The organism is Frankia sp. AvcI1, assembly GCF_001420875.1.
GTDB classification, from domain to species: domain Bacteria; phylum Actinomycetota; class Actinomycetes; order Frankiales; family Frankiaceae; genus Frankia; species Frankia alni.
Window position 1 is genome coordinate 1 of the sequence record NZ_LJFZ01000056.1, and the last position, 10045, is coordinate 10045.

Consider the following 10045-nt stretch of genomic DNA (forward strand, 5'->3'; position numbering starts at 1 on the left):
GCTCGGAGCTGCGCTTCCCGGCCGACACGACCGCGGACGAGCGGCGCGCCCGGGTCGAGGAGGTCATCGGCCAGCTCGGGCTGTCCGCGCACGCCGACACCCGGGTCTCCCGGCTCTCCGGCGGCCAGAAGAAGCGCACCAGCGTCGCGCTCGAACTGCTCACCCGACCGTCGCTGCTCTTCCTCGACGAGCCGACCTCCGGCCTCGACCCGGCCAACGACCAGTCGGTGATGGAGACGCTGCGCGGCCTCGCGAAGGGCGGCGGCGCCGGGTCCACCNACGAGAGCGGCCGGACCGTCATCGTCGTCACCCACAGCGTGCTGTTCCTGGACCTGTGTGACTTCATCCTGGTGCTTGCGCCCGGCGGTCACGTCGCCTACTTCGGCCCGGCCGACGGGGCGCTACGCTTCTTCGGCAAGCAGGACTTCCGCGAGTTCGCCGCAGTGTTCCGGGAACTGGAGGCCACCCCGGGCGAGGAGATGGCCGCCCGCTTCCGGGCGTCGGAGTTCTTCGTGCCCTCCGCGGTCGTGGCGCCGGCGGTGCGCAAGGCGCCACCGGAGCTGCCCAGCGTCCGCCAGCAGCCGGTGACCGCGCAGCTGTCGACGCTGACCCGCCGGTACTGGCGGGTCGTCCTCGCCGACCGGTCCTACCTGCGACTGATCATCGCCTACCCGTTCCTGCTCGGCATCGTGCCGCGGGTGCTCAAGGCTCCCGACGGCCTGGGGCCGCTACCGCAGTCACCGAACCCCGACGCCACCAAGGTGCTCGTCGTGCTGGTGCTGTGCGCCTGCTTCATGGGGATGGCCAACTCGATCAGGGAGATCGTCAAGGAACGCGCGATCTACCGGCGGGAGCGGACGATCGGGCTGTCCCGCACCGCCTACCTCGGCTCGAAGATCATCCTGATGACCGCCATCACGACCGCGCAGTGCCTGGTCTTCACGCTCATCGCCGTGGTGGGTCGTACTCCGCCGCAGGCCGCCGCCCTCGNCTCGCCGCTGCTGGAGTGCCTGCTGGCGGTGATCGTCGCTGCGCTGGCGTCGATGATGATCGGCCTGTTCGTCTCCACCCTGATCGACAACGCGGACAAGGCGATGCCGATCCTGGTCCTGGTCACGATGGGGCAGCTCGTGTTCTCCGGCGGGCTGACCTCCATGACCGGGCGGCTCGTGCTGGAGCAGATCAGCTACCTCGTCCCGGCCCGGTGGGGGTTCGCGGCGCTGGCGTCCACCGACGACATCAACGTGGTGAGCAAGCTCGGCAACCCGACCCTGCNCACCGATCGTCCCGACCGGCTCTGNGAACACACCGCGGGTACCTGGGCGCTCGACATCGTGATCGGCATCGGCATCGGCGTGATCGCGCTGCTACTCACCACGGTCATGCTGCGCCGGATCGAGCCCAAGGTCACCCGGGCGGCGGAGGCCGCGCCGGCGGAGGGCACGGGGCCGCCCGGGTTCAGGCCTGGTCCGATCCGCGGCCAGTCGCAGCCGCCCACGGGTCGGCTGCCCCTGCGCGGCTGACCAGATCGGCTGCCCCAGCGCGGCCGACCAGGTCGGCGACCTCCTCGCACCAGTTGGCCAGACCGCAGAGCTGGTAGGTCAGGGGGCCGTCGGCGAGCGCGGGACGGTTGTGCTCGAACAGCACGTGCCCGGCGATCTGCACGGCCCAGCTCGCCGCGAACACCGGCAGGCCGATCCGGGGCCGGGCGAACACGACCGGCAGCGCGAAGGCCACCCCCGGGATGCCGACCAGGTGGGTCAGCCGGATGGCCCGACCGGTGTGCTGGGACCGGTAGTACGCCATCTTCTGGGCGAACGGCGCCGAACGGTCGGGCACCGCCCTGCCGGCCGGCCCGGATCCGTGCGTCCCGCGTCGCATGGTCATAACCGCTACCTCCCACGTCTCGCCGGCCGTGGCACCGAGGTCAGGTCCCCGCCGGGCCCGGACCGGCTCGCCCGCCGGTCTCTCGCCCGGCCGTATCCACGTTGCCAGGTGCCGCGCCCGCGGGGTAGGACCCAGAGATGGACAAGGCGAGCGCATCGGCGCAGGCGGGTCCGTCCCGCCCGGGCCGCCTGCTCGCCGTCCTGACGGCCGCGACGCTGCTGCAGTGGCTCGGTTCCTTCGCCATCGCCCCGCTGCTGCCGCTCTACCTGGCCGACCGGCACATCTCCGCCGCCGGCGTCGGGGTCGTGATGGCGGCGTTCTTCCTTGGGGCTCTGCTGTCGCAGTACGCCGCCGGGCGGGCGGCGGCGGCCCGCGGCCACCGCGGGGTGCTGCTCGTCGGGCTCGCCGCCTACGGCGCGGGCTGCCTCGGCCTGTTCGCCTCGACGGGGATCGGGATGGACGCGGCCATGCGCGTGCTGCAGGGCGCCGGCGCGGGCGCGTTCGAGGTCGCCGCGCTGACCGCGGTCGCCGCNACGGTCGCCCCCGGCGCGCAGGGCCGCGCGTTCAGCGCCATCTACACCGGGCAGCTTCTCGGCGTCGCACTCGGTCCGCTGCTCGGCGGATTCGCGGGCGAGCACCGGATGGACCTGGTGTTTCTGGGCAGCGGCGCGGCCGCGGTGCTGGCGTCGCTGCCGGTGCTGTGGCTCCTGCCCGCGACCGTCCGCGCCCGATCGGTTCCCGCCGTTGCCACGGCTCCTGCGCCCGCCCCGGTTACGGGTGAACCCACGATCTCGACTGCCGCCGCGGGGAGCAGCACCTCGCCGGGTTCGCAGGGCGATGCCCCGCCGGCCCGGCTGCTGCTGCGCCGCGGCGTCCTCGGGCTGCTGCTGGTCGCCGGGTGCGACGGGTTGATCAGCGGGGTCTACGAGACCTGCTGGAGCCTGCTGATGGAGCGCGACGGCGCGTCCACCACGCTGATCGGCCTCACCTTCACCCTGTTCGCGCTGCCCTACCTCGTCTTCGCCTGGCCCGCCGGCTGGCTCGCCGACCGGTGTGACCGGCGCCGGCTGATCGGGGTGACCACGCTCGTCCTGTCGGTGACGGTCGCCAGCTACCCGTTCCTGCACTCGATCCCGCTCATCATCCTGCTGAGCTGCGTGGAGGCGGTGGCCCTCGCCGTTGCCTACCCCGCGGCCCAGTCCCTGCTCGCCCAGGAGAGTGCCGCGAGGGACGGTACCGGCCGCGGCCAGGGTCTGTTCGCGACGACGCAGACCGCCACAACCGTGTTCGCGGCGCTGGCCTCCGGGGCGCTGTTCGCGGCCGATCCGCGGCTGCCGTTCGTGCTGGCCGCGATCGCGGCGCTGGTCACCGCCGCCCTGCTGCCGCCGCTGTGGCGGGAGGTCGCCGGCACCGTGGCCCAGATCCAGGTCCAGGTCGGATCTACGGCCCGGGGGGCGCGTCCGGCCGGGACGGCCCCGGGTCGGGAGGCCGCGGCGACGCCCGGCCGGCCGTAGGCCCCGGGTCGGTCCCGGCGGCGGCGTTCGTGGATCAGTTCGCGAATCCGGGCGTCCGTTCGGCCACCGCGTGCACGGCCTGCGCGAGCAGGCTGACGGCGGTCGGGATGTCCTCGCTGNGGATGCCCGCATAGGACAGGCGAAGGTGGCCCGACTCCTGCTCGCCGATGGTGAAGAACCGGCCCGGGGCCACCGCCACCCCGAGNCGCCCGGCGCTGGTTGCCACCGCGAGGTCGTCGATCCCGCGGGGCAGGCGCAGGAAGAGGTTCACCCCGCCGCGCGGCGGGGCGAAGGAGCACTCGGGCAGCTCGCGGGCGAGCGCCGCGCCCAGGGCCGCGGCCCGCTCCCGCAGGGCGCCGCCCACCGCCCGGACCTGCGCCGCCCAGGCGGGCCCGCTGACCAGCTCGATCGCCGTGTGCTGAACCGGGCGGGCGACGAAGGAGTCGTCGACGATCCGCATGGCCGCGATCCGGCTCATCACCGGTCCGCGGGCGATGACCGCGCCGACCCGCAGGCTCGGGGCGAGCACCTTGGTCAGGGAGAGGATCGTGATGACCTGCCCGTGGTCGTCGTCCTGCCACAGCGGGGGCGGCGGCGTCACGGTGGCGAAGCCGAGCCAGCGGGCGAAGTCGTCCTCGACGATGAACGCCCCGGCCCGCCGGCAGATGTCGAGCACCTCGCCGCGGCGCTGCGCCGCGAGCACGCTGCCGTCCGGGTTGGCGTAGGTGGGCTGGATGACCAGCAGCCGGGCCGACGTCCGCGCGAACGCCTCGCGCAGCAGCTCGGGCCGGATTCCGTCCCGGTCGCCGGGTACCGGGATGGGGATGTGCCCGGCGCTGCGGGCGACGGCGAGCGCGCCGGGGTAGGTGGGGGTGGCGAACAGGACGGGATGGCCGGCGGGCAGGATCGCGCGGAACGTCGCCGACAGCGCGCCCTGGCTGCCCGGGGTGATCAGCACGTTCTCCGGCTCGGCGCCGATCTGCCGGCCGAACCAGCTCCGCAGCTCCGGGATGCCGGCCGTGGGGGAGCTGGCCCACGCGTCCGGCCGCCGCGCCGCCCGGCTGGCGGCGGCGGCCAGCCGGGTGTCCGCCCGCAACCCGGGATCGAGGTAGCCGGCTCCCAGCTGGAATCCCGGGCTGCCCATGAGTTGGAACAGCACGTCGAGGCCGGAGGTCTGCACGGGGCTCGGACCGAGTGCGACCTGCTGCCAGTCGGTGTCGCTGGCCTGGACGGTGCGTCGCGCCGAGACGAACGTGCCCGCGCCGGGCCGGGTCACCAGCCGGCCCTCGGCGACCAGCCGGCCCAGCGCCCGCTGCACGGTCACCGGGCCGACNCCGAGCCGTTGCTGCAGCGTCCGCGTGCTGGGCAGCTTCTCGCCGACGGCCCCGTCGTCCGCGAGTCGGCGAAGCTCTCCCACGACCCGATCGATACTGCTATCGTTGACCATGACAATGGACAATAGCGCTATCGTCTGCCGGCTCGGGGTGCTTTCGCATCTCGACCATCTCGGGCGGGTCCACGATGCCTGAACTCCTGCTGCTGGGGCTGTTCGCGGNGCTTGTCGGACTGGCCGCGATGTACGGGCCGGACACCCGGGACCGGGGCTACGGCCTGCCCGCCCCGCGGCCCCGCCGTCGGGTGTTGCGGCCGGGTTCCGACCGCCGGGCTGCCGGTCTCCGGCTGGTGTCGTCCCGCTGACCCGCCGCTGTCCGGCCGGTATCCACCGCTGTCCGGCCGGTGTCGGCCGGTTTCGTTCGGTGTCCGTCGCCGTACGGTCGGTCTCGGCGCCATCCGGGGAAAGCCGTGGTTGTCCGGGGAGCTGTGCCTGTTCGGGGTGTGCCGTGGCTGTCCGGACGGTGTCGCCTGCGTGTCTGTGTGCGTCCGGTCGACCCGGAGGGGAAGGCATTCCGGCCTGGTGGCCCCTGGTTGGGCCGCGGGCTGAACGCGCAGGTCANACCGTGTCCGAGCGTTGCTTCTCTTACGNCAATGTTAAGATCCTCAGCGTTTGCTAATGGCCGAAACCCCCCGCGGGCGCTCGATAAGCTGGCGCTATGGTGAGCCGTCCGGAGTTCGCCGCCGTGGGGGATGGGTATGGAGATCGTCTTCTTGTGCGAGCAGTATCCGCCGATCATTTGGGATGGGGCGGGTGTCTACACGCACGACATCGCTCACGCGCTGGNCGCGCTCGGTCATCAGGTCCATATAGTCTGTGCACAGGGGCGTCGCCGCACCGACGAGGACCATGACGGCGTCAAGGTGTACCGGCGTCCGTTGCTCCGTTTGCCGGTGAGCAGATATCTGGGCCCGCTGGGCCGGTCGTTTCAGGGCAAGAACCATCCGCGCGATTCCCTGTCCCTGCGTGTGGTCCTCGCCGTCTCCTACGCTTTCTGGCTGCGCCGCCTCGGACTGCACCCCGACGTCATCGAGACTCAGGACGGCGAGACCCGCGGCCTGCGCACCGCGGTGCGCCGCGACGTCCCCCTCGTGATCCACCTGCACACACCGACGATGATGGACGTCCGCCTGCGTGAGGGTGAGCTGCACGGCAGGGGCGCGCTGGCGGACCGGATCGACCGGTTCTCCGCGCTGCGCGCCGACGCGCGGACGGCTCCGTCCGAGCTGATCGTCACCACCCTGCGCGGCTTCGGTTGGCTGAAGAAGAACACCGACGCCGACGTGATCCCCTACCCGTTCGACCGCTCCTCGTACGTCGCCGTGCCGCCGCCGCAGCAGACCGACCCGACGCTGCTCGTCGTCGGCCGGCTCGAATGGCGCAAGGGCCTCGACGTGCTGATCGAGGCCGCCGCGCTGCTCGGCGAGCGCGGCGTCAAGCCGACGGTGGTCTTCGCGGGCCAGTCGTCCGGACTCATCGACGACATCCCGACCGGCACCTGGCTGGCGCGTCGCGCCGCCGAGCTCGGCGTCACCTGCCGCTTCGCGGGCCACCTCACCCGGCCCGAGCTCGTCAAGGCGTACGAGGAGGCACGGGCGGTCGTCGTCCCGAGCCGGTTCGAAAGCTTCTCCATCGCCGGCCTGGAGGGTATGGCCTCGGGTCGGCCGGTCGTCGCGACCGCGACCACGGGCGTCGCGACCTGGGTGGCGAAGTGGGAGGGCGGCACGGTCGTCCCGCCGGAGGACGCCCCCGCCCTGGCCGACGCGCTGGAGCCCTTCCTCACCGACCCGGAACTCGCCGCCGCGGTGGGCGCCCGTGGCCGGGTCGGCACCGAGGAACTGGAACCGAAGCGGATCGCCGCCCTGCGCGTCGCGGTCTACCAGAAGGCCATCGACCGCCACCGCACGCGTCGCCGCTTCGGCCGCAGGTCGACGGCTGTGGCCTGACCGGCTGTGGCCTGACCGGTGTGGCCCGTGACCGGTGTGGCCTGAGAGCGGCGGGCGTCGCGGAGGCGCCCCTAGGCTGGCGGGCATGAGTGCTCTGGCGGGCGTCGCCCTGGAACACCCGGTCATGAACGCGGCCGGCACGTGCAAGTCGGTGGAGGAGGTCGACTCCTTCGCCCGGTCCGCGGTCGCGGCGATCGTCGTCGGCTCGATCACCCGCCAGCCGCGGACNGGCAACACCGGCAATGTCTACTGGCCCGGGCGGGTCTACTCGATCAACGCGCTCGGTTTGCCCAACCGCGGCCTGGCCTACTACGGCGAGCACCTACCCGGGATGGTCGAGCGGGCGCACGAGGCGGGCAAGCCGCTGATCGTCAGCGTCGCCGGGTTCGACGTCGGGGAGTACCAGGAGATCGCCGAGGTTGTCGCCGACGCCGGCGTCGATCTCGTCGAACTCAACCTGGCCTGCCCCAACGTCTGGGACGGCGGCGCCCAGAAGCGCATCGCCTGTTTCGACCCCGGCCAGACCGCGGCGATCTGCACCGCGGTCGGCGACGCACTGCTCGCGCGGGCCGGCGGTGATCAGGCCGGCCGCGTCCCCTACGGCGTCAAGATCTCGCCCTTCTCCGATCCGGCGGCGCTCGCCGAGCTCGCCGCGGTGCTCGCCGAGCTCGCCGGGCGCCCCGGTGGTCCGCGCTTCGTCACCGCGGTGAACACCTTCCCCAACGCCCTGGTCGTCGACGCCGATCACCGTGCCGTCGTCGACGTGGAACTCGCCGGGATGAGCGGACCCGCACTCAAGCCGGTCGGTCTCGGCCAGGTGCGCCAGCTACGCCGGCTGCTGCCGGACACCGTCGACATCGTCGGGGTCGGTGGGGTCGGCGAGGGACGGGACGTCGCCGAGTACCTGCGGGCGGGGGCGGCGGCCGTCCAGGCGGCGACGGCGTTCTGGAATCGCGGCGAGGACCCGTCGGTGTTCGGGTCGATCCTCGCCAGCTGGATCGACGCCGGTGGGATCGATCCGGTGGACTCGGCGATCCGCTGACCCGCCGCGGGCGGCACTCAGCCGCCGGCGGCCAGGCTTCTCGGCAGCTCGACGTCGGTGGGACTCGCGGGCTCGGCGGCCGGCTCCGGACCGCTGCCCGGCACCAGGGAGATCCGCCGATCCGGCGGGGGGAACGTCAGCCGGAAGGTGAACGCGGTCGCGGTCGGCCCGTGCGTGCGCAGATGCCGAACCCGTTCCTCGGCCTCCGGCGTGCCGGGACGGTGCCCGGCGGGCACCCACCACAGGGCGTTGGTGGCCCGGGCGGTCGGATGGAACCACTCCCGCCGGCGCCGCAGGAACGCGCCCTGATCATGACGGAAGACGAAGTCGGCGAGGGCGTCCGCCGACTCCCAGACCGTCAGGTTCACGATGACGGTGAGGTCGGCCTCGGCGTCGAGCCGGAACGTGTGCACGGCCGCGGTGCCCTGCGCGGGCTGCAGCCGCCAGACGAAGCNGGGCTGCCCGTCGCCGAGGTCGCTCACCGGCGCGAGGCCGGCCAGGATGTCATCCGGCGCGGGGGAGTCGAGCGGGGCGAGTACCCGGGCGATGTTGACCTGGGCCAGGTGGTAACCCGTCATGAAAGTAGCCTAGGGACGTCGCCCCGCATCCGCCAGGAATGACCCGCACTCACCCCCTGATGGAGACCGGCGTGCCGACGGGGAGGATTCCCGCAAGTTTTTCGATGTCGGCGTTGCGTAGCCGGATGNAGCCGTGGCTGGCGTCGGTACCGACCAGGTCGGGGCGGTTCGTGCCGTGCAGCCCGATGATCCCGTCGGCGCCGTTGAAGCGGGTAATCACGTCCGAGAAGCCCGACAGGCCGAAGGCGTAAGGGCCCCACGGCCCGTTCGGATCGGCGGGTCGCAGCAGTTCGGTGAGGTAGAACCGGCCGGACGGCGTGGGGGTACCGCCCGTTCCGATACCCACCGGCAGGCGAGCGATGACCGCGCCCTCCCGCAGCACGGTGAGCCGATGCGCGGAGCGGTCGACCTGTAGGTCGTACGGGGTCTCGGTGACCCGGNTGTCCTCGGCCCGTAGCCATCCCCGCGACCCGTTGGGTCGCACGGGCAACTGGACCAGCAACCAGTGGGCCCGGCGTTGCTCCACCGCGAACACCAGCGGCACGCCCTCCCGGTTGGGGTTGGCGAGCCGCCCCTGCGGCGCGCCGGTGTCCGGGGACGCGAACCAGGTGATCTCGGGGACGACGGCCTGGGCGACGAGGTGCCGCCCCGCCGCGAGGCCGGCCGGTTCGGTGCCGGCCGGTTCGGTGCCGGCCGGGGGAGGCGTCGCCCGGGCCTGCGACGCCGGGGCGGCGGGTCGCGCCGGGGCGGCCGGTCCGGAACAGGCGCCGAGCAGGCAGCCCGCGGCCAGCAGCGCCGCCGCCAGCAGCGCCGCCGCCACGGATGGGCTGCCGCCCCGGGGCGGGATGCGGGTCGGGAGCGCGACGCGGGTCGGGAGCGGCCTGTCGACTGGGGGCGGGATGCGGGTCGAGGGCGACCTGTCGGCAGGGAAGAGGAGGCCGGCCAGGCGCCGGACCGTGCGGCGCCGAAGCGACCTGCCGAGGCCCGGCGTCGGCGGACGGCTCGTGTCGGTGCTGCGCATCCAAACCCCCTCGGCCATCGTGCGATTACTTTACGTAGCCATCCGGGTGCCTGCACTCGCGCCGGCCGAGAGGGCTTCGACGGAGTCGCCGATCATGTCCGGCGGACCGGGCGGGACGAGGCCGGATCGGGCCGGACCGGGGTGGGTCGGGGTGGGTCGGGACGGGGCGGCCGAATACGCCGGACGACTGCCGCCCCCGCCGCGCACTGCGCGCGGGTGCCAGCCGGTCGTCGCGGGGCCACGTGGTCGACACGCATTTCCGCTCATTCTCCGGTCATCTGTCGGTGCGCGCGAAAATGAGGACGGAAAGCTGAAAAAGACCGATGGCGCGCCGCCGAGTTTGCGCTTCCCGGCGAGCTGGATACGCTTCCCGCGGCCTTGGTTGGTTGCTTTTCCGAAACCGTGGGGGAGAACTGTGCGGAGATCGATGAGGACCCGGGCGGCAGTGGTCGCGCTGTCGAGCATGGCCACTATTTTCGTCGCGCTGGGACCANCCGCCTCGAGTGCCTGGGCGTCCGGCGAGGGAGACACGGTCAAGCAGGCCCAGAGCTGGGGCGGCGACGACTGGCGCAAGGACGACTGGCGTAAGGACGACTGGCGCAAGAACGACTGGCGCAAGGACGACAAGCGCAAGGATGACTGGTTCAAGGACGNGCGCAAGGAC

The 10045-nt window shown here is 72.9% G+C and carries 7 protein-coding genes and 12 pseudogenes; 10 read left to right on the forward strand and 9 right to left on the reverse strand.

The window, feature by feature from the left end; genetic code table 11:
* The 4 genes and pseudogenes from UK94_RS71775 to UK94_RS71795 form a co-directional block, all read left to right on the forward strand.
* The coding region (locus tag UK94_RS71775) for an ATP-binding cassette domain-containing protein (RefSeq protein WP_235490853.1) at nucleotides 1-278 on the forward strand (278 nt) is incomplete at both ends.
* Between the two features lies 1 nt (nucleotide 279).
* Nucleotides 280-990: pseudogene (locus UK94_RS71780) on the forward strand (ABC transporter permease); the annotation flags it as partial.
* A gap of 1 nt (nucleotide 991) precedes the next feature.
* Nucleotides 992-1275: pseudogene (locus UK94_RS71785) on the forward strand (ABC transporter permease); the annotation flags it as partial.
* Between the two features lie 26 nt (nucleotides 1276-1301).
* Nucleotides 1302-1523: pseudogene (locus UK94_RS71795) on the forward strand (hypothetical protein); the annotation flags it as partial.
* Here the strand turns inward: UK94_RS71795 and UK94_RS31250 are convergent.
* Nucleotides 1459-1887, reverse strand: coding sequence for a DUF962 domain-containing protein (locus UK94_RS31250; RefSeq protein WP_055752688.1), 429 nt, complete (start codon nucleotides 1885-1887; stop codon nucleotides 1459-1461). The pseudogene UK94_RS71795 and the gene UK94_RS31250 sit on opposite strands and share 65 nt — an antisense overlap.
* A 137-nt stretch (nucleotides 1888-2024) precedes the next feature.
* Here UK94_RS31250 and UK94_RS71800 point away from each other — a divergent pair.
* Both UK94_RS71800 and UK94_RS31255 read left to right on the forward strand, forming a co-directional pair.
* Nucleotides 2025-2419: MFS transporter (locus UK94_RS71800; RefSeq protein ID WP_235490855.1), on the forward strand; the 395-nt coding region annotated here is incomplete at its 3' end.
* Between the two features lies 1 nt (nucleotide 2420).
* A pseudogene (locus tag UK94_RS31255) lies at nucleotides 2421-3401 on the forward strand (MFS transporter); the annotation flags it as partial.
* A gap of 34 nt (nucleotides 3402-3435) precedes the next feature.
* Here UK94_RS31255 and UK94_RS75605 read toward each other — a convergent pair.
* The 4 genes and pseudogenes from UK94_RS75605 to UK94_RS75610 form a co-directional block, all read right to left on the reverse strand.
* Nucleotides 3436-3520: hypothetical protein (locus tag UK94_RS75605; RefSeq protein WP_268761746.1), on the reverse strand; the 85-nt coding region annotated here is incomplete at its 5' end.
* Nucleotide 3521: 1 nt separating this feature from the next.
* Nucleotides 3522-3606 (reverse strand): annotated as a pseudogene (locus UK94_RS71805) (hypothetical protein); the annotation flags it as partial.
* Nucleotide 3607: 1 nt separating this feature from the next.
* Nucleotides 3608-4734, reverse strand: a pseudogene (locus UK94_RS31260) (PLP-dependent aminotransferase family protein); the annotation flags it as partial.
* A gap of 1 nt (nucleotide 4735) precedes the next feature.
* Nucleotides 4736-4848 (reverse strand): annotated as a pseudogene (locus tag UK94_RS75610) (hypothetical protein); the annotation flags it as partial.
* Nucleotides 4849-5492: 644 nt separating this feature from the next.
* Between UK94_RS75610 and UK94_RS75615 the strand changes: the two are divergent.
* The 4 genes and pseudogenes from UK94_RS75615 to UK94_RS31270 form a co-directional block, all read left to right on the forward strand.
* On the forward strand, nucleotides 5493-5580 hold an 88-nt coding region (locus UK94_RS75615; protein ID WP_268761747.1), incomplete at its 3' end, for a hypothetical protein.
* Nucleotide 5581: 1 nt separating this feature from the next.
* Nucleotides 5582-6740 (forward strand): annotated as a pseudogene (locus UK94_RS31265) (glycosyltransferase family 4 protein); the annotation flags it as partial.
* Nucleotides 6741-6825: 85 nt separating this feature from the next.
* Nucleotides 6826-6968, forward strand: a pseudogene (locus UK94_RS71810) (dihydroorotate dehydrogenase); the annotation flags it as partial.
* 1 nt (nucleotide 6969) lies between these two features.
* Nucleotides 6970-7782 (forward strand): annotated as a pseudogene (locus UK94_RS31270) (dihydroorotate dehydrogenase); the annotation flags it as partial.
* 17 nt (nucleotides 7783-7799) lie between these two features.
* Here the strand turns inward: UK94_RS31270 and UK94_RS31275 are convergent.
* The 4 genes and pseudogenes from UK94_RS31275 to UK94_RS71820 all read right to left on the reverse strand — a co-directional run.
* The coding region (locus UK94_RS31275) for a DUF3291 domain-containing protein (RefSeq protein ID WP_235490857.1) at nucleotides 7800-8236 on the reverse strand (437 nt) is incomplete at its 5' end.
* Nucleotide 8237: 1 nt separating this feature from the next.
* A pseudogene (locus UK94_RS71815) lies at nucleotides 8238-8360 on the reverse strand (DUF3291 domain-containing protein); the annotation flags it as partial.
* Between the two features lie 49 nt (nucleotides 8361-8409).
* Nucleotides 8410-8488: L,D-transpeptidase (locus tag UK94_RS75620; RefSeq protein ID WP_268761748.1), on the reverse strand; the 79-nt coding region annotated here is incomplete at its 5' end.
* 1 nt (nucleotide 8489) lies between these two features.
* A pseudogene (locus UK94_RS71820) lies at nucleotides 8490-8800 on the reverse strand (L,D-transpeptidase); the annotation flags it as partial.
* Nucleotides 8801-10045 lie beyond the last annotated feature (1245 nt).

What these genes read in the sequence shown, in the direction of transcription:
- UK94_RS31250 (WP_055752688.1), bottom strand. Translation starts at nt 1,887, where the DNA reads ATGACCATGCGACGCGGGACGCACGGATCCGGGCCGGCCGGCAGGGCG.